This is a genomic window from Paenibacillus sp. GCM10027630, assembly GCF_042676305.1.
In the GTDB taxonomy this organism is placed as follows: Bacteria; Bacillota; Bacilli; order Paenibacillales; family NBRC-103111; genus Paenibacillus_S.
On sequence record NZ_JBHTGY010000050.1, the window covers coordinates 26,698 to 49,799 of the forward strand.

The 23,102-nt window shown below is 47.0% G+C and carries 26 protein-coding genes and 1 riboswitch; of the genes, 22 read left to right on the forward strand and 4 right to left on the reverse strand.

All coding sequences use genetic code 11. The annotated features are described in order from the left end of the window. The first annotated feature begins 23 nt into the window (after nucleotides 1–23). From ACFQ0C_RS24105 to ACFQ0C_RS24115, 3 genes are all read left to right on the forward strand, one after another. The gene (locus ACFQ0C_RS24105; RefSeq protein WP_379370347.1) at nucleotides 24–845 is read left to right on the forward strand and encodes a dienelactone hydrolase family protein; all 822 of its coding nucleotides are present in this window, start codon (nucleotides 24–26) and stop codon (nucleotides 843–845) included. A gap of 344 nt (nucleotides 846–1,189) precedes the next feature. Continuing rightward, nucleotides 1,190–1,711 carry a hypothetical protein gene (locus ACFQ0C_RS24110; RefSeq protein WP_379370349.1) on the forward strand — a complete coding sequence of 174 codons (522 nt, stop codon included), beginning with the start codon at nucleotides 1,190–1,192 and terminating at the stop codon, nucleotides 1,709–1,711. A gap of 145 nt (nucleotides 1,712–1,856) precedes the next feature. Then, nucleotides 1,857–2,525, forward strand: coding sequence for a SanA/YdcF family protein (locus tag ACFQ0C_RS24115; RefSeq protein WP_379370351.1), 669 nt, complete (start codon nucleotides 1,857–1,859; stop codon nucleotides 2,523–2,525). A gap of 138 nt (nucleotides 2,526–2,663) precedes the next feature. On the opposite strand, the gene ACFQ0C_RS24120 is transcribed toward ACFQ0C_RS24115, so the two are convergent. Then, entirely contained in the window at nucleotides 2,664–3,179 is a 516-nt protein-coding gene (locus ACFQ0C_RS24120; protein ID WP_258217701.1) for a YwhD family protein, read from the reverse strand. A gap of 120 nt (nucleotides 3,180–3,299) precedes the next feature. Between ACFQ0C_RS24120 and ACFQ0C_RS24125 the strand changes: the two genes are divergently transcribed. From ACFQ0C_RS24125 to ACFQ0C_RS24145, 5 genes are all read left to right on the forward strand, one after another. Then, nucleotides 3,300–5,480: a M1 family metallopeptidase gene (locus ACFQ0C_RS24125; protein WP_379370353.1), complete on the forward strand. Its 2,181-nt coding sequence runs from the start codon at nucleotides 3,300–3,302 to the stop codon at nucleotides 5,478–5,480. A gap of 12 nt (nucleotides 5,481–5,492) precedes the next feature. Further along, nucleotides 5,493–6,308: a hypothetical protein gene (locus ACFQ0C_RS24130; protein ID WP_379370355.1), complete on the forward strand. Its 816-nt coding sequence runs from the start codon at nucleotides 5,493–5,495 to the stop codon at nucleotides 6,306–6,308. 379 nt (nucleotides 6,309–6,687) lie between these two features. Continuing rightward, nucleotides 6,688–6,827, forward strand: a riboswitch (cyclic di-AMP (ydaO/yuaA leader). A gap of 4 nt (nucleotides 6,828–6,831) precedes the next feature. Then, nucleotides 6,832–7,317, forward strand: a complete 486-nt coding sequence (locus ACFQ0C_RS24135) for a C40 family peptidase (RefSeq protein ID WP_258217704.1) — start codon at nucleotides 6,832–6,834, stop codon at nucleotides 7,315–7,317. 151 nt (nucleotides 7,318–7,468) lie between these two features. Beyond that, nucleotides 7,469–8,860: a cryptochrome/photolyase family protein gene (locus tag ACFQ0C_RS24140; protein WP_379370358.1), complete on the forward strand. Its 1,392-nt coding sequence runs from the start codon at nucleotides 7,469–7,471 to the stop codon at nucleotides 8,858–8,860. A gap of 157 nt (nucleotides 8,861–9,017) precedes the next feature. Next, a complete protein-coding gene (locus ACFQ0C_RS24145) occupies nucleotides 9,018–11,129 on the forward strand; it encodes a methyl-accepting chemotaxis protein (RefSeq protein ID WP_379370360.1) in 2,112 nt (703 codons plus the stop codon). A gap of 171 nt (nucleotides 11,130–11,300) precedes the next feature. On the opposite strand, the gene ACFQ0C_RS24150 is transcribed toward ACFQ0C_RS24145, so the two are convergent. The 3 genes from ACFQ0C_RS24150 to ACFQ0C_RS24160 all read right to left on the reverse strand — a co-directional run bounded on the left by ACFQ0C_RS24150 (nucleotide 11,301) and on the right by ACFQ0C_RS24160 (nucleotide 12,736). Then, nucleotides 11,301–11,726 (reverse strand): pyridoxamine 5'-phosphate oxidase family protein, encoded by a 426-nt coding sequence (locus ACFQ0C_RS24150; protein WP_379370362.1) that lies wholly within the window; start codon nucleotides 11,724–11,726, stop codon nucleotides 11,301–11,303. Between the two features lie 115 nt (nucleotides 11,727–11,841). After that, entirely contained in the window at nucleotides 11,842–12,249 is a 408-nt protein-coding gene (locus ACFQ0C_RS24155; protein ID WP_379370364.1) for an ImmA/IrrE family metallo-endopeptidase, read from the reverse strand. Between the two features lie 49 nt (nucleotides 12,250–12,298). Then, the gene (locus tag ACFQ0C_RS24160; protein WP_379370420.1) at nucleotides 12,299–12,736 is read right to left on the reverse strand and encodes a helix-turn-helix domain-containing protein; all 438 of its coding nucleotides are present in this window, start codon (nucleotides 12,734–12,736) and stop codon (nucleotides 12,299–12,301) included. A gap of 283 nt (nucleotides 12,737–13,019) precedes the next feature. Here ACFQ0C_RS24160 and ACFQ0C_RS24165 point away from each other — a divergent pair, with 283 nt between their 5' ends. The 14 genes from ACFQ0C_RS24165 (at nucleotide 13,020) to ACFQ0C_RS24230 (ending at nucleotide 23,094) form a co-directional block, all read left to right on the forward strand. Beyond that, nucleotides 13,020–13,517: a sigma-70 family RNA polymerase sigma factor gene (locus ACFQ0C_RS24165; protein WP_379370366.1), complete on the forward strand. Its 498-nt coding sequence runs from the start codon at nucleotides 13,020–13,022 to the stop codon at nucleotides 13,515–13,517. A gap of 198 nt (nucleotides 13,518–13,715) precedes the next feature. Next, entirely contained in the window at nucleotides 13,716–14,255 is a 540-nt protein-coding gene (locus tag ACFQ0C_RS24170; RefSeq protein ID WP_258217710.1) for a phage neck terminator protein, read from the forward strand. 12 nt (nucleotides 14,256–14,267) lie between these two features. Beyond that, nucleotides 14,268–15,287, forward strand: coding sequence for a DUF3383 family protein (locus ACFQ0C_RS24175; RefSeq protein WP_308862397.1), 1,020 nt, complete (start codon nucleotides 14,268–14,270; stop codon nucleotides 15,285–15,287). A gap of 19 nt (nucleotides 15,288–15,306) precedes the next feature. Then, nucleotides 15,307–15,702, forward strand: coding sequence for a DUF3277 family protein (locus ACFQ0C_RS24180; protein ID WP_258217711.1), 396 nt, complete (start codon nucleotides 15,307–15,309; stop codon nucleotides 15,700–15,702). A 12-nt stretch (nucleotides 15,703–15,714) separates the two neighbouring features. After that, nucleotides 15,715–16,008, forward strand: coding sequence for a hypothetical protein (locus ACFQ0C_RS24185; RefSeq protein ID WP_258217712.1), 294 nt, complete (start codon nucleotides 15,715–15,717; stop codon nucleotides 16,006–16,008). Beyond that, nucleotides 15,989–16,189, forward strand: coding sequence for a hypothetical protein (locus ACFQ0C_RS24190; protein WP_258217713.1), 201 nt, complete (start codon nucleotides 15,989–15,991; stop codon nucleotides 16,187–16,189). Before ACFQ0C_RS24185 ends, ACFQ0C_RS24190 begins: the two co-directional genes overlap by 20 nt. Before the next feature lie 41 nt (nucleotides 16,190–16,230). Next, nucleotides 16,231–18,939, forward strand: a complete 2,709-nt coding sequence (locus ACFQ0C_RS24195; RefSeq protein ID WP_379370370.1) for a phage tail tape measure protein — start codon at nucleotides 16,231–16,233, stop codon at nucleotides 18,937–18,939. A 3-nt stretch (nucleotides 18,940–18,942) separates the two neighbouring features. After that, on the forward strand, nucleotides 18,943–19,428 hold the full coding sequence (locus tag ACFQ0C_RS24200; RefSeq protein ID WP_379370372.1) for a phage baseplate protein: 486 nt from the start codon (nucleotides 18,943–18,945) through the stop codon (nucleotides 19,426–19,428). Then, nucleotides 19,400–19,717, forward strand: coding sequence for a phage baseplate plug family protein (locus tag ACFQ0C_RS24205; protein ID WP_379370374.1), 318 nt, complete (start codon nucleotides 19,400–19,402; stop codon nucleotides 19,715–19,717). The genes ACFQ0C_RS24200 and ACFQ0C_RS24205 overlap by 29 nt, the downstream gene beginning before the upstream one ends. A 2-nt stretch (nucleotides 19,718–19,719) precedes the next feature. Beyond that, nucleotides 19,720–20,508: a phage protein gene (locus ACFQ0C_RS24210; RefSeq protein ID WP_379370376.1), complete on the forward strand. Its 789-nt coding sequence runs from the start codon at nucleotides 19,720–19,722 to the stop codon at nucleotides 20,506–20,508. Next, complete coding sequence (locus ACFQ0C_RS24215) at nucleotides 20,505–20,954, forward strand: hypothetical protein (protein ID WP_379370378.1); 450 nt, start codon at nucleotides 20,505–20,507, stop codon at nucleotides 20,952–20,954. The genes ACFQ0C_RS24210 and ACFQ0C_RS24215 overlap by 4 nt, the downstream gene beginning before the upstream one ends. Then, the gene (locus ACFQ0C_RS24220) at nucleotides 20,936–21,295 is read left to right on the forward strand and encodes a DUF2634 domain-containing protein (protein ID WP_379370380.1); all 360 of its coding nucleotides are present in this window, start codon (nucleotides 20,936–20,938) and stop codon (nucleotides 21,293–21,295) included. Before ACFQ0C_RS24215 ends, ACFQ0C_RS24220 begins: the two co-directional genes overlap by 19 nt. After that, complete coding sequence (locus ACFQ0C_RS24225; protein ID WP_379370382.1) at nucleotides 21,285–22,460, forward strand: baseplate J/gp47 family protein; 1,176 nt, start codon at nucleotides 21,285–21,287, stop codon at nucleotides 22,458–22,460. The genes ACFQ0C_RS24220 and ACFQ0C_RS24225 overlap by 11 nt, the downstream gene beginning before the upstream one ends. Beyond that, entirely contained in the window at nucleotides 22,453–23,094 is a 642-nt protein-coding gene (locus tag ACFQ0C_RS24230; protein ID WP_379370384.1) for a hypothetical protein, read from the forward strand. The genes ACFQ0C_RS24225 and ACFQ0C_RS24230 overlap by 8 nt, the downstream gene beginning before the upstream one ends. The last annotated feature ends 8 nt before the right edge of the window (nucleotides 23,095–23,102 follow it).

The following is a 23,102-nucleotide window of genomic DNA, read 5'->3' on the forward strand; positions in this document are numbered from 1 at the left end:
CTGGTAAGGAGTGTGGGTGGAGCATGGGTTTGCAAAATGAATGGGTGAAGTTTGGCGAAGACGGGCAGTACTCAGGATTTCTAGTGCTGCCAGAGGGCCCGACCGCGGCTGAGAAGCCCGCGGTCATCGTTATCCAAGAGATATGGGGCGTTGACGCCCATATCCAGGATGTAACGATCCGATTCGCGAAGGCCGGATACGTAGCATTTGCACCGGACCTGTTCCATCGGGACGGCGTTAAGGCGCCCGCGCTGCAGGAGGATCGAGTCGCAACCGCGAAGCGGTTTCTCGATACGATTCCGCCGGCAGCATGGCGTGATCCGGAAGCACGCGGCAAAGCGCTAAGCGAGCTTCCGGACTCTGAGGGTCAAGCCATAGGCGAGACCCTTGAGGCAATCTTCTCCGCAGGCTCACAGGCGCCGGCGTATCTTGAGCTGCTCGCTGCAAGCGCAGGCTACCTGCGCGGACGTGCGGGCGGTTCGCGGCCACGTGCCGTGGGCGCGGTAGGCTTTTGCCTGGGCGGCATGTTAGCCGCACAGTTAGCCGTCCGCGACACGGAGCTAGGCGCCGCGGTAGTGTTCTACGGCAACCTGCCGCAAGCGGAGCAAGTTCCGCAGGTGCAATGCCCTATGCTCGGTATTTTCGGCGAGCTCGATACGCGTATCACCGATCAGGTGCCTGCCTTCGCAGCGGCCATGGAACTACATGGCAAACCGTTTGAGCACCGCATCTATGAGGGTGCTCCACATGCCTTCGCCAATGACACACGTGCTTCATATCGACCTGAGGCGGCTCAGGATGCCTTTGCTCGTACATTTAATTTCCTGCGGGAGCATCTGGTATAGTAACAAACAATAAGCAGCAGAACAGCAATTCGCAATTCGAACACTTATGGACACTATCCCCTTGCCTCAGTAAACGAATAAAATAATTTTGCAGTAAATTCGGATTTGCTGAGGTAATTGGAACTGCTCGGTTGGTCAGGGTGGTTATCTGACTCACTGAGTTAAGGGGATAGTGGCTATAAAGATAAGAATAAGAAATGATGGATTAAATAGAGTGGAAGGGACCGCCCAAAGAGTCTACTGACAAACGGGAAGGTCCCTTTCTTTATAAGAAAAGTGAAAAACAAATTGCATTTTTGGTAAAATGAGAGAAAATCTAGTTTAATCAAAATGAGGTGAGACGATTGACGCTGCCATTGGAAACAGTCCGGCTATTGACGAAACAGCTGGATGAAGCCGGAATCCGTTACGCATCCGGCGGTAGCGGCCTGCTGTACAGCTTAGGCCTTATCGATCAAGTCCACGATTGGGACCTGACTACAGATGCTCCATTGGATGATGTTACCGCTGCCCTCCAAGGTTGGTCCTGGACACAATCGTCCAGCGGCGACCACCCTTTTGCCAGCAGCTATCGGATTCAAGTAGCCGACCAACAGCTTCCCATCGATATGATCGGCCAGTTCGCCATTCATAGTGAAAATGGAATTTGCCGCTTACCAACGGTCCCATCTTTTGAATGGCAAGGTATTCTTATGGGAAGTCCCGAGGTGTGGGCCGTTTCTTACGCTCTAATGAACCGTATAGCCAAGTCCGATAAGCTCTTTGCATACCTGAAGCAACACCAAGCTGACCGGAATGCTCTGCATTTGCTGTTGGCCGAGCCCTTGCCTGCTTACTTAAGCGCCAAATTGCTTGCCCTACTATAATATATTGATTTATCTGAAGCCGAGGGTTAGAGACAAATGAAATTTTCTTCTTCCTATCACGCATAATCAGCAACTTCCGGCTACAAAAAATCGTTCAATAAAGATAAGCCGGCTTTTGAAACCATTTCGCTGAAAGGAACCAACTATGCTCAAAGCTAATAAAAGGAAGCTTCTTGCACTCATTTTTATTCTTGCAGCGCCATTTCTGGTCGTATTCGGAATCGATGCTCATGTTAAGTCAGAAGCCTCAAAGTACATCGTTAATTTGGAGGAAGCCCCCAAAGCCGATGCTATTCTGGTTCTGGGAGCCAGGGTTTATCCGAATGGGAGCGTATCGGAAATACTGAGCGATCGCTTGAAGGTCGCATTAGAGCTGCAGGATGCCGGTAAATCTGACACATTTATCGTCAGTGGAGATCACGGAAAAATTGATTATGATGAAGTAAATGCCATGAGGAGTTTTCTTGAGCAGCACAATGTTTTGTCCGAGCATATTTTTATGGATCATGCCGGCTTTAGTACCTATGAGAGCATTTATCGGGCCAGAGATATTTTTAAAACGCAAAAAATACTGATCGTGACTCAGCAATATCATCTTATGCGTGCTGTATATGCGGCTCGTCAAATGGGCTTGGATGCGTATGGTGTCGCCTCAGATAAACAGGTATATGCCAAGATGGCCTATAATCAGGCCAGGGAGGTGCTTGCCAGGAATAAAGATTTCGCCTATCTTCACCTGCTTAAGCCGAAGCCGACCTACCTAGGGGATCCCATACCTATTACAAGTGATGGAAGACTAACTGCAGATCGATAACTATATATTAAACACAAAAAGGCAGACCAGGGTCTGCCTTTTTGCTGTCCTAGTATATGTCGCATATACTAGGCATTAGTATACATCCAGTTCCCAGAAAAGCACAATGAGCGTCACATAATCTTCATAATTTTGGTGTTAAGCCAAAGCTTCCTTCAAAACATCCCCCGAATTATTCCACATATCAGGGTTATGTTCCATCAACAGCTTCTTAAGCGCAGCCTTTTCACGGTCACCCAAATTGTCCAGCATGAAGCGCCGCTTAAGCGCATAATCTAATCGGTTAACATGATCGGCAAGAATTTTCCAGCCCCGTCTAGCTTCGGAATCAACTAGCATCTCGCATGAGGTTACGCCTGCATAATACATACCCGCCTCATTACGGTCGGCTGCCACCCATACGATCCAGTAAGGATGTCCATTCGGCACATCTTCTTTATTGGTAGAGAATTTAATCCCCTTCTCGACCTTGCTCTTCGCATGGATTGCCCCCATATCTAGGTAGGCTTCATCTCCATCCACAATGACACTGGACAACTGGCTCAAGTCGATCGAGCCCGCGCCAAATCCGCGATGCTCTACCTTCCCGCTTACAATATTAAGCGCGTTCAGTTTCTTCGGTTTATCCGTAGGTTGATCCTTATTTATATCCATCGATGGCACCATCCAATTTTTTTGAAATAAAGTTTTATCGTTCTTTACTATTTTAGCTAATAATCCTCGATTTGCAAACATATACATGCTTTAGATGCTTGTCAACGGGGTGAAAATGAGATGAAAAAACAACTCGGCAATCGAACTGCACAATGGTGTTTTCTTATTGTACTGGCCTGTGGAGCATCTTGGATAAGCCAAGCCCTCCTACCTTACGGTTATGACAACCAGCCTGCTCCCTCCACTACCAACCTGAAAGCGGACAGCAGCCCTCTCAGCTCTATGATCGTAAAACCTGCAGCGCTGGCATCCCGATCCACCAAAGGAGCACCAAACTTCCAGCAATTCCAGCTGGACTTATCCAAGGCCGACGGTTCTTCTTTAGGCCTCCAACCAGAAGCAAGGCCCACTATGGCAAATGCTAACGAACCATCCTCTTCAGCTGGACAACCGCCTGCCCCACCCGGACTCCCGGCCAAGCCTTTGGAGAAGCCGGCACCCAAACCTCTGAGCAATCGGATTGTAGAGTACCACATGAATGTGGAGTTGGATGCACAAGGAAAGATGCTCACGGGTACTTCATCGTTAACTTGGAAAAATCCCGGAAAATTGCCTGTTCAAGAAATTTATTTCCATTTGTACCCCAATGCTTTTAATTCTCCAAAAACGACCTTCATGAAAGAATCCGGAGGCAGGCTCCGGGATGATAAGAGCACGTCCAACAACAGAGGAGGCATGGACATTTCGAGCATCAAGACGCTGGATGGAGAAGAACTGCTTTCCCGCATCGAGTATGTGCAGCCAGACGACGGTAATAAAGATGACCGTACATTAATGAAGATAAAATTGCCTAAGGCTGTCAATTCCGGCGATAGCGTAACTCTTGATTACGTATTTTCGGTCAAGCTCCCCGCGGTTTTTGCACGAATGGGCTATGCGGATGACTTCGTGATGGCCGGTCAGTGGTTTCCCAAGGTTGCAGTGTACGAGCCAGCAGGCTCACGCGGAAGAACATCAGAGGGCTGGAACCTGCACCAGTACCACGGCAACTCCGAGTTTTACGCAGACTTCGGTATTTATGACGTTCGCATCAAAGTCCCTTCCAGCTATATCGTTGCAGCCACCGGATTTCCGATCAAGCCGCCTGCCGATGACGGCAAAACAAAAACATATGCTTTTTACTCCGATGATGTACATGATTTCGCTTGGGCTGCATCTCCTAACTTCATTTATTATGAAGAACCCTATGCGACTCCAAATCTACCGGGAGTTAAGATTAAGCTGTATCTCGACCCCAAACATGAGCAATTGAAAACCCGCTATATGACGGCCGCCAAAAAGGCACTCGCTCGTTACTCCCAGTGGTACGGCAGCTACCCTTACGCCACGCTATCCATCGTTGTCCCTCCAGAAAACGGAAATGGCGCCGGTGGCATGGAGTATCCTACACTGATTACCGGCTGGGGTGCGGGAGACAAAGAACCGGATTTAGAGCTGGAGCGAGTTATCGTTCACGAAATTGGCCATCAGTTCTGGTATGGGATGGTCGCCAGCAACGAATTCGAGGAAGCTTGGCTAGACGAAGGGTTCACTTCATACACCGAGGATAAATTAATGGAGCTCGAATATGGCGTGAAGCCGAATCTAACGGTTGAGTCGAGCTATATCACAGATCCAGAGGCGCTTAAACAAAACTCTTGGAATTACAGTGGCCATGGAAAATACGCAGAAAATGTGTACACGCGTGCCAAGCTGGTTTTGGAATCTATTGAGTCGCAAATAGGCAGTGCTACGATGGACCGTGTCATGCGTGCGTATTTCCAGAAATGGAAGTTCAAGCATCCCACAACCTCTGATTTTCAAGCTGTGCTTGAAAGTACGACGAAAAGAAGCTGGGATGAATTTTTCAAGCAGTACGTTTATGGCGGATTTATGGTTGATTATTCCGTGGCTGGGATCAAATCCAAGAAGGTTATTCGGGATGGTCAAATGGTTTATGAAAATACAGTACAAATCCAAAAGCTTGGGGGTACTTATCACAACATCCCTATTCGTTTTCATTTTGCTGACGGCTCCCAAATCGACAAAGTATGGGATGGTATAGACAGTGACGTCCAATTTAAATTAAACCATCCGGCTCAGCTGGACTGGGTCGCCATTGATCCACAGCATACTATCATACTGGAGAACAAACGGATAAACAGCTTTTTGAAAACTAACGTCGATAGCAAGCTAACCGCTCGTTGGAATTTAGGCGTCGTCAAATTAATGGAGACCCTATTCAGTTGGGTCGCTTGGTGAGGTGTGCAATCCATGTTGAAAACGATGAAAACAGGCTGGACAATGGCATGGCATCAGCCTTTTGCTGTATGCGCGCTGTTTATCTACAATCTGATCTGGGGACTTGTCCTATACAGCATGATCCGCTCTGTTGTTGTTCCTCTCCTCCACCGCTATCCAGGCAATGACCTGTCTCGGGAAGCGGTTCAGCTATTCTGGGTCGAGGGGCAGTTTCAAATCATGAAAACCGACCTCATTCAATACTACTTATGGTGGGGATGCGCACTGCTTGCTGCACGCATGCTGCTTAGTCCGCTTTTAAACGCCGGGATTTACTACTCAGTAGAGCATACAGAGATGAATGCAGGCTATCGATTCGTTCAAGGAATACAGAAGCTTGGCCTTCCGTTTCTAGGGCTGTATATATTGCAGATATTGCTAAGCGCGGCTCCACTCTATCTATTAGTACCAAAGGTCTTAGATGGCTACAACAAACATCTCACCCTAGAATCTCTAGCTTGGAGTATACTTCCACTCATAGGCGGATACCTGCTGTATTTGTTCCTGCTGCAAACGGCATTCATGTATGTACAATTCGGCAAGCTGAACGGAAAATCATCGGCACATTCGCTTCGGCTACTGCTTCGTAATACATTACCGGTGCTTCTGCTAGCCTTCACCTTACTGCTGATTACAGTTGCGATATCCGCTGCAGTGATGACGTCGGCGATGATATGGGCTGGTTTTGCAGCTGTAGCAGGGGTGCAGGCCTACCGCTTCATTCACATGTTTTGCAAAATGTGGGCGATCACCTCACAGTATGCGTTATGGAACGCCAACGAAGAATAAAAGAAAAAAGAAGGACTTAGGCTGCCTCAACGGCAGTTTAAGTCCTTTTTTGCGTCCATTTATACGATGTAATAAATAGGCTATTCAACCAGTGTCTTATGTCCTAATATTTTCCTTTTACGCGCGTCTGTCGAAGGAAAACAACTTCAGCTTTAGGTTATTTTTGTAAATAAAAAAAAGATTTTGTCGAATATGCATACCTGATATGGAGTGGAACTATAAAAAGATGACGCTTTCATTCGTTGGAAGCCGCCAAAAATAAGCCTTTATCGAATTTTCATGTAATGTTTCAGGTTTCGCCCTTTTAATTGTGAACATTTTGTGACTAAAGGAGGATTTTTTTATTTTTAATCGAATTTTAGTATTCAGAGCAAGAAAATAATACATAATGCCGAATTTCCGCTCCAAACGGAAAACGGGGGATCCAATCTTGGGTGAATTGATCTCGCTTCATAGTGATCATAGGGAACCTTCAACCGAACCCTCAAGCTAACCTCGTAGGCACCGGAAGGGGAACATCTTTTTGAAGAAGTTTTTTGGTATTGCCATGTCTTTAGCTCTATTTTTTACGATTCAAGTTGGGAGCGCCTCCGCCGAAACACCTATGAGTCAAGCCGTTAATGATGGACTTGGTTCGCCGTATAAAAGTGGCGGCACTACTAAAAAAGGCTTTGATTGCTCCGGCTACACCGCATTCGTCTTCGATAAGCTTGGCATCAGTCTGCCGCATCAATCCAAATCACAGGCAGCTCTCGGTACCACAGTGAGTCAAGATGAGCTTCGGGCAGGCGATCTTGTGTTCTTTGACACAGAAAACAAGGTAAATAAAGGCGTCAGCGGAATTTCTCACGTAGGTGTCTATGTAGGAGACGGAAAGTTCTATCATTCCGCTACTGGCAAAGGTATTTCCATCAATAAGCTCAGCGAAGCTTATTATGTGAAAACCTACGTTACGGCTAAACGCATTTTATCAGATGAGCAATATGCAGATGTGATGACCGACAACTGATCTAGAACAATCATGAACGATTTCTTTTCATTGAAGTCCTCAGTGCTTGCACCAACGCCCTCGCGTTGGACAAGCCTGCAGGGCTTTCTTTCTTTATATACGCTTTATTACCTCACCGGTTGCACGGCGAATCACAATTGGAGGTATTTGGATGATTCTTTTTCTTCACCGTAAGGATCTGCGGGTAAACGACCTGCCCGCCTTCGATTATATACTCGCTCGACGCAAACCAAGCCTGCATGTGCTCATCCTCGATCCGCACCTTCTGCAGCAGGATCGCTACCGCGAGCACAGCGGAATCAATTTCCTGCAGCACGCAGCGCGGCTGCAGGAGCTATACCGCGCAGCCGGACGTCAGCTGCACATGCTCTACGGCAATCCCGCGGAAGTTCTGCGCGGGCTTATGCAGTCGCATCCTGTGGAGGAGCTCGTGTTTCACGAGGACCACACTCCTTATGCGACGCAACGTGATCAGCAGCTGCGGGAAGTGGCGCAGGCTGCCGGGGTAGCCGTTACATCGTTCGACGAGCTGGCGCTCGCGAACCTGCGCGATTTCCAGCGCTGGACAGGACGCAGCGAGCCGTACAAGGTATTCACGCCGTTCTACCGGAAGTGGAGCGAGTATCTGCTCCGCTTCTACCGACCGGCATCGCCCGTGCACTTGCGCGAGCTTGCCGCAGCGGAGCTCGCGCCCGGCGCAGCTGCGGCGCATTCGCTGCCGCCTGAGCTTGCGGCAGCGCTTAGCGGCCATGCCGCGACAATCGCGCACGCAGGCGGGCCGGGCGCCGCTGTGGCAGCCCATCCGCTGCGCGTGCTGAGCGGCTTCCTCGCGGAGCGGCTGCCCGGCTACGCCGCAGGGCGCGACCGCTACGCGCAGGACGCCACGAGCCGGCTCAGCCGGCACGTCAATGTCGGCGCGCTCTCCGTGCGCGGCGTGTACGAGATGCTGCTCGAGCACGAGCAGCGGGAAACTTGGCTGCGCCAGCTGGCTTGGCGCGACTTCTACCTCTACCAAGCCCGTCTTGATCCGGACTTCTATTGCTATGAGAAGCGTTACGATCTCTCAACGCTCGACCAACGTCACTTCCAAGCCTGGTGTGAGGCGCGCACCGGCATTCCTGTCATTGACGCTGCCATGACAGAATTGAACACAACAGGCTGGATGCCTAATCGGCTGCGAATGATTACCGCCATGTTTTTGACCAAAAATCTGCTCTGCCCCTTTCCTTACGGCGAGCAGTATTTTCGCTTCAAGCTTAGCGATTATGATAATACGCTTAACCGCGGCGGCTGGCTATGGTGCGCTTCTCTAGGATTTGACGCGGCTCCCTACTTTCGCATCATGAATCCGGTCACCCAATCGGAAACACACGACCCTGAAGCGACCTATATTCGGCAATGGCTGCCTGAATTGGCGAATCTGTCGGATAAAGAAATTCACAAACCACGTCCGGGATCAATTGTTGACTTGAAATTATCAAGAGCTCGTGCTATCGAAGTGTATCAAAGATTTTACGAAGCAAATAAGCGTATATTTTCATGATTTTTTCAAATATTAGGTATATTTACCTAGTTAATTTACTGGTTTATTATTTTTAAAATAGTTTTTTCTATTATTTTTCAATAAGGCATAAAAAAAATGTCGAACCATGTCGATATAATATCATTAAGAAAACATTGGGTACGGGGGGATTTATTATATGACATGGTTTCGCAATCTTAAATTGTCTATAAAGCTTAGTATTACAGTTGGCCTGGTTCTTTTGTTAGTTTTTTCCGGTCTCATTTACACCAATCTGGATCAGCTTTATAAGGTCAGCCTGGAAAAAGGAGAATATGAAGCACAGGAAGCCGGACAAGAGTTTTCAAGTTCATTCAAAAGTGAATTACTCGACCTCCAGGGCACTCTAGAGACACTTTCCGGTATATTGCTGGATGCCAGAGCTCAGAAAAAGCAATCACGCGAGGATATCGTTGAAATGCTTAAGCACAGGATTGAGGAACAGGATAACATTATGGGTCTTTATACCTTATGGGAACCTAATGCTTGGGACAATAACGATAAGCTAAACATTAATAAAAAGCCTTATGACGATGCGACAGGGCGATTCATCCCTTACCTCCTCCGTAATGAGGGCTCCGTAACTATTGAACCACTTCATGATTATGATAAAGATGGAGCGGGAGATTATTACCAGCTGCCTAAACGCTCCAAAAAGCTAACTCTTCTTGATCCATATAACTACAATGCCGGAGGAAAAGATGTTCTTATGACCTCTATTGTTTACCCGATTGTAGACAAGCAAGGCAGCTTTCTCGGTATTATAGGCATGGACCTATCTCTGGATAGGCTGCAGCAAAAGGCTGAAGCTGTAAAACCGCTAGGAGGCTATGTAAGCATCATCTCCAATAAAGGTTCTTATGTATCCCATGGTTCCAGCAAGGACTGGATCAACAAGCCCTATGCGGATAATCCGGAAAAAGTAGCTGCCTGGGAAGTTATGAAAAAATCAGGGGCATATCGATATTACTCCGGAAACTCACAAGGTGCCGTCGTGCTTCGTATTATTGAGCCACTTCATCTTAACGGCTCCAACGAAACCTGGTATGTCGAAACGGTCGTCCCCAAAGAACGTATTCTGGAAACGTATCAAAAGAGTATGACTACCTCCATCACTATTGCGATTATATCCTTGCTGCTCATAGGTGCTTTGCTCGCAATCATTATAAAAATAGTTGTCGTGCAGCGAGTTCAAGCTGTTTCAGCTTTGCTGCAACGTCTGGCTGAAGGTGACTTCACCAAATCGCTTGAGATGAAGCCAAGCAAGGATGAATTCGGTGTTATGGCCGTACATTTTAACAATATGATTGCCAAGCTCAGAAGCATGCTTCAGCTGGTCTCCGACATCTCGATGTCAGTTGGCGCAACCTCCCAGCAGCTGACAGCCAGTGCCGAACAAACGGGTCGCGCGGCAGAAACGATTACCGAGGCGATTCAAGAGGTAGCTGCCGGCGCCGAGATCCAAGAAAGCAACGCCAGCGATACCTCCACAGCCATGACGGAAATGGCTACTGGTGTACAGCGTATTGCTGAATCCTCGTTGAGCGTCACCGAATCTGCTATAGATGTCACCCAGCAGACGGATGAAGGCAACAAGCAAATTCAAGCAGCGGTGGCGCAAATGAATGTGGTTCGCTCAACCGTCGGTCAGTCTCATGAAGCCATCCGCCAGTTAGGCATCCGCTCAGAGGAAATCGGTGCTATCATAACAATGATCACTGCCATTAGTACGCAAACCAATCTGCTTGCTTTGAACGCAGGGATTGAAGCTGCGCGAGTCGGTGAGCATGGCAAAGGATTTGCCGTTGTAGCAACAGAGGTGCGCAAGCTTGCTGAGCAATCCAGAGCAGCTGCCGAACAAATAGCCGACTTGATAGGCAGTATGCGGGAAGAAACGAGAAAAGCCGTTGATGCGATGGAACGTGGAGCCTCCGAAGTGGAGAAAGGTGTACAGACCGTATCCGAAAGCGGAGAACGGTTCGCTTCCATAACGAAGGAAATGACCAATGTAAACGTGCAGATTCAAGAGGTTTCAGCAGCTGCAGAGCAGATGTCCGCAAGCTGTGAGGAAGTTAGCGCTACCGTAGATCAGCTGGCACACATTGCACGCGAAGCTTCCCAGAATTCTCAAGGAGTAGCCGCAGCATCAGAGGAGCAGCTTGCTTCCATGCAAGAAATTTCATCATCATCGGCCGCTCTAAGCAGTATGGTTCAAGAGCTTCTCGATCAGCTATCACATTTTAAAGTTTAGTCTTCTTTACGTTATGAAGTCCCGACCGAAAATTATAGAAGCCTCCAATCTACTCGAATGAGCAGAATTGGAGGCTTTTTTCATATACCTTATTAGGGAGCAAGGTCTATAGTCGGTTCAGACAGAAGGCAAAGGTCAAGGCCAGGGAAGGAACATCTGCTTCATGCAGCATTAGCTCTTCTTCCATACCTCCGGCTTCGCACCTTTGCCGGTATACTCGATCCATTGAGGTGTGATTTCAAGAATAACATAGTTCGGATCATCAGATCCGTCAAACCACATTTTGAAATCATCCTTCCATACCTTTTTACCCAAAGCCTCGTCCTTGGAAACCCGCCCTATCCCCTCGATTTGCAAAAAATTTGCCGACCAGCTTCCCTCGTATCCAAGCAGAAGATGAACGTTTGGATTCCGTTCCAGCTCCTCTATCTTGTGCGTTTGCTTGTTGGTTGCCAAATAAATTGTCATACCCTCATGAAAAAGAGCCATATACCGCACATGCGGCTTATTGCCCTCAATAGTTGCAAAAGAGCATACTTGGTTTGAGTCCAGCGCCTCAATAATCTTCTCTTCAAGCTGCGTAGTCGTCGTGGCCATAACGGTATCTCCTCTCAATTGTGGATAGGCTGCAGTTGCAGTTGCTTGGTTGCAGCCCTCATAAGGATACTTTACCCTTGAACGCCTATCCTCAACCGAGAGCTGGAGAGCTCGTTCAATAAAACTTGTGCATCTCCTCCGGTATCCCGTTGCGGGAGCAAAATTGCTCCAACGTTTCATCCGACTGAATCTCGTCAAAGGATGTAAGCAGCTTTACGGCAAACAGATTAGCCTGCCTTTCAAATTTGCCTGGATTGAAAAAAGAATGTTCCTCGAGAAAAAAGCGGCTCATGCCTTGATGAAGGCGGTCATGACCGAGCTCATGTGCACAAACAAAGCGCTGCCATTCCGAAGAAAGCTGATTATGGATGACGATGAGCCGCCGCCGCAGCTTTCTGTAGTACACCCCCCTTGTATGCGTCCCTAAATCATGAAATTGGATATGAATACCCAATCCGCGGGAGATAGTGAACGGGCAATTGGTTTTATGTCGCTTTATAAGCTTGGATACGGTTTCTTCCATTGTCATCACCCGGCTAATTCATTAATCAAGCTGCATTGCAAGGCTTAGTTCACTCCTTGGTATCATCAGAGTCCTTCGGTTTTTTACGCTTGTTCATTTGCTTGGCTTCCCAGAAAAATCCCGTTAATACGTCCATAATCCGCTGCTTGTCCGTGTCGTTGATAGGAATACCGTCAAACATGATCTCGCCATCTTCCTCCAGCATCTTTTTGAAATCCCGCTTGTCTCTGGAGGTAGCCCAGGCTGGAATTTCCTGTTTACTGTCATCCGGCATGTGTCCGGCCTTCTCCATCATTTCCTCATACGGAATCTGTAAAGCCTCGGCAAGCTTGCGGATCGTCTCCGGTTTAGGAATACCTCTCCGCCCATTTTCAATCCTGGATATTTGCGCATTGCTGATTCCGGATTCAAGAGCCAGCTGGTTTACACTGACGCCCTTGCTTTCCCGAGCTTTTTTGAGATAAATACCGAACTCTGTTTCGCTCATCATGATCAACCCTCCGACTTTTCGTTACCTCTTGGTAACAAATATACACAACTTTGACCAAAAGGTAAAGATAATGGAAGGAAAATACGTTTCCGGCAAAGACATTTCGACTTAAATGGACATTTTTGACTGATTCCTCACCTTTACCAAATGGTATTTATTAGGTATTATCATTACCACAAGGTAACAACACCTAATAATGCTGATCGCTATTTTTCTATATTAATAAATGATGAGATCTTATTTAACAAATCGTTACCAAATGGTAAAGGAGAGAAGAAGGATGACCCCTCACCCTATTGCACCAAGCTACAGCGAAGGTTTAAGTGATCTGCAAAGCTCTTATCGTAGTACTTGCCGAATGCTGCAAAAAGCACAGGAAACTACCGTGGCCCGTGGAGATAGAGAACTGATAAACGGCATGATCTCGGATGTCCAATTCGCTATCGATTGGATGCAAACCGGCAAATGTCCTGGAAACCGCCGGGGTATTGAAAGAAGAGCTGCCTATCAAAGGGAAAAGCTGATGGATCCCTCACAGATGCAGACTTACATCGAACAGCAGCACCGTGTAGCTCCCTCCTCTGTTATTACAGAGCAGCAGCGCCACCGACTTGAGCATGCACTGTCCCATTTGAGTTCAAGAGAACGAGAATGTTACGAGCTTCATTATGGCATGTGCTATTCGTTTCAAGAGATAGCTTCCTTGTTAGCACTTAAAAAGGGAACCGTTCAGTACTATTTGCAAACAGCGCAAAAAAAGATCAATTCGGTCAAATAAAGGAGACAGTGGGGTTCGACCGATTGCCGTACAACACCATAACGTGCACTCCGGATAAAAATGAAGCGCTATGCTGTTTATCGACAAGAATGGGACTCCCCTTACGATTGCCACCTAATAGTGAAAGTAAATAACGAACACTTGTTCCCATTTTACTTCAAAAAGCAGCAAATTACAAATTTTTCTAGGAAAGGAGTAATGAACCGTTATGAAGAAAAAGGAGCTTCCTGTTGGACGGTGTTCCCCATGATTAATTTGGAGCAAATTCGTTCCAGCATCACCACAGGATTGGTCGCCGCGATGACTATGCCTGTAGTTGAACTGGATGATGCTTCGGCGCCTGCCGCCTATCCCTTCATTAAATACAGCTTCTCCGGACCTGTACTATTCCCGGACAAGCAGCCTTCGGTAACCGTGGTCCCCTCCTCGTCCCCGGATGAGGTTATCGAACGCTATACCGAACAGCCGACTTTTCGCATGAGCTTCATCTCCTGCTCAGATCAAAAGATGGACAGCCTCACTAACGCCGTCCGAATGCATGACTGGTTCCGCATTCTAGGACGCGATGAGTTGAAGCTAAATGCGAACATCGTGGTTGTCCTCGCAGGAGAAATTCAAAATCGCGATATTCAGATCGGTAACATTTGGGAACGGCGAAACAGCTTTGAAGTAACCTTCAAAACATTAAGTGTAATTGATACGAAGCAAACTACCATTGACATTATAAATTGGAAATAGGGAGGAATTACATTGGCTAACACTATGAAAGATGTGACTGTAGTCATCGACATTCAAAAGCCCGTAGGGCGTTTAGGATTTGGTAAAGTACTCATTCTCGGGGAAAAAGCAGGCGGCTTCGCCTATAAAGAATACCTCGATTTGACCAGTGTCAGAACGGATTTTCCCGAAACTACTGAGGAATACAAAGCGGCAAGCGCCATTTTTGCCCAAGGAGATCAAGCTCCCGCTTCTATCGCCATCACCTGTCGCAACAGCACTATCGGTGAGGGTGCAGAAACGTTAGTAGAACGGTTGCAGCAGGTAATGGATAAGGATTGGTACTTCCTGATCAGCACCTCCGCCGCCAAAACGGACGTGCTTGCCTTAGCTGATGAGATTGAACTCGATGGCACACATCAATACTTTACTCGTTCTTCCAATCAAACCGATCTGGCCGCTATCAAGGCCAAGAAGTACACTCGCACTTCGGTGCTGTACCACACCAACCTTGCCAATTATCCGGACGCGGCTTGGGTCGGTGCAACCGGCTCAGCCCCCGTCGGCAGTGTAACCTGGAAGTTTAAGCAGCTTAGAGGTATTGAACCACTCGAACTATCAGCGACTGAGCTGCTTGCGATCCATGGTCTTGGCGCTAACGCCTACGTTACTAAAGCCGGAGACAACGTAACAACGGAAGGTAAAGTAGTTGATGACGAATATATCGATATTATTCATGCCAAAGATTACGTTAAATTCTCTATCGAATACAGCATCCAGAAGCTATTGAACAGTACACCGAAAATTCCTTATACAGCTGCAGGTATCTCCCAGATTGAAGGCGCCGTGAGAACTGTGCTGCAAAGAGCGCACAACCAAGGCATTATCGCAAGCGACTCTGATGGCATCGGCTTATACGGCACAACTTTCAAATCCCGAGATGAAGTAGATCCGGCCGATCGTGCAGAGCGCACTTATAATGACGGTTCCTTTTTCTTCGAGCTTGCCGGCGCAGTACATGCTGCCAGAATCAACGGCGTTATCCGTTACTAAATTTTGAGGAGGACTATCTATGTCAACAAAAACTTATGATCCAAAGAACGTAGCTATCACCGTGAATGGCGTGTATATTACAGGTCTCGGAGAAAGCATGGTCGAAATCACCAAGGATGAGAACAGCTATGAAACAAAAGTTGGTGCCCTAGGCGATGTCGTACGTACGAAAATCAACAACTCTTTAGGCACTATTAAAATTACTCTGCAGCAGACGAGTCCTCAACTCTCCTACCTGGATACTTTGGCAAACAGCGGTAAGGTTGTTCCGATCAGCATTATCTCTTCCAACGATCCGAAGGAAACCACCTCTGTTACAGAAGCCTTCTTGAAAAAGCCGGCTGACCGCAAATACGGTAAAGAAGCTGAAGACCGTGAGTATGAATTTCAGGCGCTAGACCTAAAAATGGAATAGGAGTGAATGTAAATGAACAACTTTAAGCAAAAAGAGTATACGTCCCGCAGCGGAAAGCAATATACCTTTCAATTCCCCGGTGTCCGCGCAGCCGCCCAAATTAGTGACCGCGTTAAAAATAAGTTCGGTGTTCCTTTAGAGGAAAAATTGGCCGAGGAAATGATGAAAAACGTAATTGTCGACCCGAAAATTTCGTGGGATTATTTCGGCAGCGACAAAAAGGAATTCAACGATGTAATTGCAGCCTCCTTCCGTTTCCTTGAAGGCGAAGATGAGGAATCGGCAAATGCCGATAACCAGGAGTGAAGCACGCCATCGAGCCGAGAGGAACTGGGCCATGTGGCGGCTGCTACTGAGTGATATGAACATCACTTACAGTGAGCTAAACGAAATGGACCAGGATGATTTGGCCGAAGCCAATGCCGCTCTTGATATGTACATCGAAATGATGGAAAAGAACATGGAAAAATCAAAGAAGCGTTCCTAGGGGACGCTTCTTTTGTTTAAGAAGAAAGGCGGTGAAAATCAATGGCGGGTATTGCAGAAGTTATAATGGTTGCAAACGATATTACGCAAGCCACCATAGGGATTACTGGCTTAACTGTTGCCGTAAAAAACGCTTCAATAGGCTTCGAGATGGCAGCATCAAAGTTTACAATGCTTAACAAAACAGCCAATTCAATCGGTCAAGGCTTCACAGCTGTCAAAAATAAAACAACTTCGACGTTCTCAGCGCTTGGCCAATCTATTAACAATGCAGCCAATTCAGTAGGTCAGGGCTTCACAACTATTAAAAATAAAACAGCTTCAACATTCACAGCTATTGGCCAATCTATTAGCAAGAGAGCTACCACAATAAGCCAAGGCTTTGCGGGTATTAAAAGCAAATTAACCCCTGAACTCATGGCTCTTAAAGGAACCTTCGGTAATGTAGCCATCTCAGTCGGTAAGGGTTTTGTTTATGCTATGACTGAATTGGGAAAAGCCAGCTGGAGTGCAGCCGAACAATCTACTGCCTCAATGAATATTATTCAGATCGGAACTGGAGCCACTGGCGAACAATTGAAGGGACTTATGTCCAGTTATGAAAAGGTAGGTTCTCAAGTCCCGGATAATCTGAGCTTGGTTGCTACGGTTATATCCGATGTCAATAAGAAGACCGGCGCTACCGGTCCGACCCTGGAAGTAATGGCCAAAAGAATAATGGATTTGGGTACTTTAACCGGTGTAAGCTCATCCACTATCTCGACTTCCCTCACCGGTGCCATGCAGAGTTGGGGAATCGGCGCTGACCAAGGCAGTGAAATGTTTGATAAAATGTTTTATTTATCCCAAAAGACTGGCATTGGCGTCAACACCTTAGCTGATAAATTAACCAAATTTGGCGGGCCAATGCGGGAGCTTGGATTTGATTTCGATACTTCAGCGGCACTCGTTGGGCAATGGACCAAGCAAGGACTAGATGCGGATATGGTGCTGAAATCATTCACAACTGCTCTTGGTAACATGTCTAAGGTCGGCGTGAAAGATACAAACCAAGCATTAACTATCGCTATCAATAAAATTAAACAAGCCGGAACCACAGCTCAGGCCACCAAATTAGGAATAGAAGCGTTTGGACAAGAATCAGGACCGTCTATGGCCGCTGCTATCCGCGAAGGACGTCTTGAGTTGGGCACCATGCTCCAAGAAATGACCAACTCCAAAGATATTATAGACATTATGGCCAAAAAAACCGAAACGCTTGGGGACAAGTTCGGCTCTTTGAAGAACGAAATGATGATCGCCCTCGCTCCGCTAGGAAAGCAGTTGATGGGTGTTGTAGAGAAAGCATTTCCCGCTATTAAGAAAATAGCTGACCTTTTGAAAGGCGGACTCGAAAGAGCTTTGCCTTATGTTGAAGTATTCGCCAGTGTCGTGGGAAGTGTACTTCTAGTTGCACTGGATCAGGTCGCGAATGGGATTGACTTTTTCATTAAATATATCGATATACTTGGCCCTGCTGTTGGGGTGGTAGCCCTCGCTCTTGGTGTAGGGCTAGCTTCCGCTTTGTGGTCCGTTGCTGTGGCTGGTTGGGTTGCGGTTGCACCTTTGCTGCCCTTTATCGCAGTGGGCATTGGGGTTGCGGCGCAAGTAGCCTATTGGATTATGGTATTTAAAAATTGGGGAGCCATTACGGACTGGGTTGCCGAAAAATGGACTCAACTCAAAAATTGGATTGTGAGTAACCTGCAAGCAATTGGAGGGTTTATTAGTTCTTATTGGTTCCAGGCTTTAATTTTTCTTATTGTACCTCTCGCGCGTCTACCCTTGTTGTTCGCTTTCTATTGGGACCAAATTAAGGATTATGTCCTTGGGGCATTCAGCGCTATGCAATCCGGTATAACTACCGCTATGTCCGGGATGCTTCTCTACCTCACCGGGATATGGATTGTCATAAAGAACACTATAGGTGGAATTATTCTACTCATAGTTGATTTGGTCATGCTGGATTTCCAAAGTCTTAAGCGCGATTTTAGTTCTGTTATGGATAATATTATGAGTGGACTTGCTGCAATTGCGGTGGGCTGGACTATTTTTTTGCAAGGCTTAAATGCAGCCAAAGACGCTTTAATCGGATTTATGGCAAACTTCGACTTCCGTACAGCGATCTTGGCTCCAATTACAAGTGCTATTGAAGAACTGACATTGATACGCGAACGATTATTTGAAATTGGCGGTTATATTATGGATGGTTTGCTCCAAGGCATAACCAGTGCAGCGTCCGCTATTTGGAATACCATAAAAAGCGTAGCGGAAAGCATTACAACTGGAATTCGTAATTTTCTGGGGATCCGTTCACCATCCCGCATCATGATGGAAATAGGCGTCATGACAACAGAAGGGCTTGCTGTTGGTTTGGAAGATAGTCAAAGCCGTGTTCACAGAGCTAGTCAAGGTGTCGCGGAAACCGTGCTAGCACCTTATCATCCTTCTGTTTACGACTCTGGTTTCAAAAGCATAGATGCCCTAACATTACCAGTTTCCGGATTAGCACCTACACAGGCTTCTGCTTCTACCACAGCTTCATCAACACTAGTCCCATCCGGCTCCGCACTTTCATTCAGCCCAACCATCAATATCACAATGAGCGGAGATAGCTCAACAGCGGCCCAAGATATCGCCGAACGGGTCAAACAAGCTATCCAGGAAGTGTTCGAGAGCGCATCACGAAGACAAGGGATTGTGGGGGTATAACGGATGGCTACTATAAACAGCAACAAAATTATGGTCGAGTCGGAGGAGCCGTCTCATGAAATCGATGTAACCGAGCAGCCGATCGAAGATGGCATCGATATCATGGACCATGTGCGGGCCAAAGCAAAAACAATGCGTATCAGCGGCTTCATCGTAGGAGATGACTCAAATGAAGTTGCACAGATTCGGCAAAACATTCTAAATCTGCATCAAGCCGGTTCTATCGTCGAATATACCGGACGCAATTACTTCGTTGGAATCATCACCAGCTTTCAAAGTACACATAACCATCAGGTAGCCAACGGCTTATCCTTTAATGCGACCTTAAAAGAAGTGAGAGTAGCTAAAAGCTCCTACCTCAAAACGCTGCCCCCTTTCATCCAAGCACAAGCTGCACCTGTAATTACAGTAGGACGGAAGGAGCCCGTAAAGAAAGAAAAGGGACAGGAGGAGAGCGTATTTGTCGACTCTACTGGTAAATATCATTAAGCATCAAATTCCCTATCGTTTTGAAATTAAGCTTGCTAATGTGTTATTTGAAATGGAAGTGAATTATAACCCTCAATCTGATTTTTTCGCCATAGACCTTTATCGAAATAAAGAACTGCTTGTATATGGAGAAAAACTTATATATGGAGTACCTCTCTTTCGTGATGTCGCCGATCGTCGATTTCCTGCCGTTACCCTGACACCACTGGATGAATCAGGAAAAGAAACCGAAGTGAATTGGAAGACGCTAGGCGAAACGGTATTTTTATATATGGACGGAGATGTTTGATCATGAACAACTTCGGAAGAGTGGCTGAAATACAGACGGGTACAAAAACTTTTTCAAACCAGAGCTTTACTATGGAATTTACAGTTCCCTTCGATAATGACTTGCTGCCAAACGAAAGTGAGATCAAGATTTACAATCTATCGGATTCGACTCTGGCTGAAATCGAGCTTGGTAATACACTTATAATCAATGCCGGGTATGAGGGTGATGCCGGTATGATTTTGCACGGGTATATCTCAAGAATCAAAACAGCCTGGAGTGGCGTAGACAAAATTACAACGATCCATGTACTTGATTCAGACAAGCTGTCCGACCGCAAGCTGGAGGATATCACTTATGCCGAGGATACACTGGCTAGCATCATATTAAAAGAGATGGCCGAGCAGTTAGGATTGCCTGTCGCGCAATTTGTACTGAACCAAGATGTCAGGTACGCGGGCGGATATACGGCCAGTGGCGAGGTCACAGATATCATTAAAAAAATAGCCGCGGATTGCGGAACGAGCGCTTATATCAACAAAGGGCATCTGTACATCCGAAATTTACGAGAAGGTACGGATGATGTATTCGAGCTATCCCAGGATACAGGATTGATCGGTATGCCTGAGCCGTTTGATGAGGACTATTTTAGCGGAATGCACCTGAAATCCCAACTGCAGCACCGGATTACAACCGCTTCTGTCGTTCGGTTATTCTCACGGCAAAAAGAAGCAACCCTTCATATCCGCAAAGGTTCCCATAAAATGAACAGCTCTGACTTTGTGACGGAAATGGAGGGGATTTATCCGTGAGTGTAATTGATGCGGGAAGTGCTGCAAATGCTTTTGTGGCAGGTATGGTGGAAAAGGCTATAAATGACCTGTACGTCTGTTTCCCTTGCAGAGTCATTTCGTTTGATTCGGCCAGCGGCATGGCTGCTGTGCAGCCTCTCTTTCGCAAAGCTGATAAAGAACCCGCACTGATCCAAAATGTACCGGCCATCGGACAAAAGCTTATCGTTAAGGAACATGAGCAGACCATCGTCGATCAGGGAATTGAACGTACAATAATTATAAAAGAACACGAGGAAATCCATTTTCCTAATGTAAAATCTGGCGATACCGTGCTTGTAGTATGTGCCGATGGTGAAATTAGAAACACACTGTCCGGACAAATCGCAATACCTGTAAGCAAACGGATGCACAGTAAGAACGATGCTGTAATTGTGGGGGTGCTTCCATGCAGTCTTTTAAGCTAGTAGAGGGTGATTTGGTTCTGGAGCATGGCGAAATCGTTATGGCTGAAGGAACTGATGAGCTTGTGCAGTGTCTAAAAAGCACTCTCGGCACTAACAAAGGCGAGTGGTTTTTGCAGCCTGAGCTAGGTATCAAATTTCGCGCGTTTTTGGAGAAAAATTTGAATGAAGAGGAAATGCGGGAACAAATCCGGCAAGGTTTGTTTCAAGAACCGCGCATCAAGACGGTGGATAGCATAAAGTTTGAACACGATAATCCAAATCGGATGATGACGGTTCGTTTCTCTGCTACGGCAGTTGACGGTACAACTATAGAAAGCGAGGTGACACAGCATGTTGGATGAAAAAGGATTTAAACGCAAGCGGTATGCCGACTTAATTACGGAAATGGAGGCCAAAGCGCGCGAAGCCTACGGGGAAACCATCAATACCTCGGAAAGATCGCCGCTTGGCATCATTCTTAGAATTTTCGCCTGGTTTTTGAGCAAGCCATGGGAAAAAGCTGAGGACGTGTATTATTCCGCCTACATTAATACCGCGCAGGGCGTTCAACAGGACCGACTCGGGCCGTATGTAGGAATCTCCCGTATTCCCGAACAGTTCTCATCGGGTTCCATAGCTATCACGGGCACCCCCAACTATACGGTTGCTGCCGGCTTTTCAGTCAGATCAATGAACGCGGTATATTTCACAACTACAGTACCCGTTACCTTAGATGCCAACGGGCATGCGACTGTGGGCATTCGAGCTTCGTTGGCAGGTGTTCGCGGCAATGTGGCAGGCGGATTGATAACGGAGATTGTGAATCCCAATCCGAATGTAGCCTCTGTAACCAACCCGGCCCCTACTGTCGGAGGCAGGGAAAAAGAAACCGACCCGGAATTCCGCGAACGATTCCAGCTCTCGGTTTCCGGAGGAGGCGCGGCTACTTTGGATTCGATTCGCAGTGCTTTGCTAGGCATCGCCGGTGTAAGGGCAGCTACTGTCATTGAAAACACTTCACTCGCTACGGATGCTGAAGGACGGCCAGGCAAAAGCTTTCAAGCCTACTTGCTAGGAGGTGACGCGGATGCTATAGCTCAATGCATTTTGGAAACAAAAGCCGTTGGTATTCAATCCTTTGGTGATGTATCCCGTACGGTTCATGACCTGTCAGGCTCCCCTCATATTATCAAATTCAGTTATGCTGAAAAAATCGCTTTGAAGGTCCGGGTTGCTGTGACCAAAAATGAACAATACCCCGTAGATGGCGATGCGCAAATCAGGACAGCTATTATCCGCTATATTGGTGGTGAAGATGTGGACGGCTCGTTGTATAGCGGGCTTGGCATGGGCGATGACGTGATATATACGAAGCTGATCAGCTCGATTTATAAGGTAGTCGGTGTTGAGGATGTTAATGTTCAAGTTGCGACTTCGGGCAGCTTTGGGACCGGCAATATTGCCGTATCCAGTAATAAAGTAGCTCAAATCCTTCATAGTGACATTGAGGTGAGCAGCCATGCCTGATCTTCGTGAGATGTTACAGAAGTTAACGGATCATTATGCCAAAAGTCCGCAGAGCAATATTGGGAAGCTTCTGTCCATTGTCCACGGACAACTCAACGACCTCGATCAGACACTCGAGACGATGCAGCTCTGGCGGGATATCGATCTTGCCCGTGGCTCAACCTTGGATAATATCGGGCAAAACATAGCCCAGCCTCGCGGGATGGCTTCAGACGAGGTCTACCGCGTGCTGATTAAGTCTAAAATTGCTCGCAATCTCTCACGTGGCGATATCAATACACTCATTCGCGTTATAGCGATCTCGGTTAATGCGGATTACTCTGAGATTGAAATTCGTGAAAAGTACACAGATCCGTCGGACCCCGAGCCTGCCGCGATCTCTTTAGTGCGGCTTCCTTTTAGCCGAATCAGTAATTCAGAAATCGATGTTCGTCAGTTTACGAGAATTCTACAAAAAACGATCCCCGCAGGAGTTCGTGTAGATGCCGTGGAGCTGCAGGGTACCTTCTCCCTTGCTAGCGGCCATGAGCTGGAAACAGATATCGAAGCAGGCTTTGCCGATATAGGTCAAACGACCGGCGGAACGCTTGGCGCTGTATTCACCCCTGCTGAAAACATAGATTTGCCTATTTAAGAGAGGAG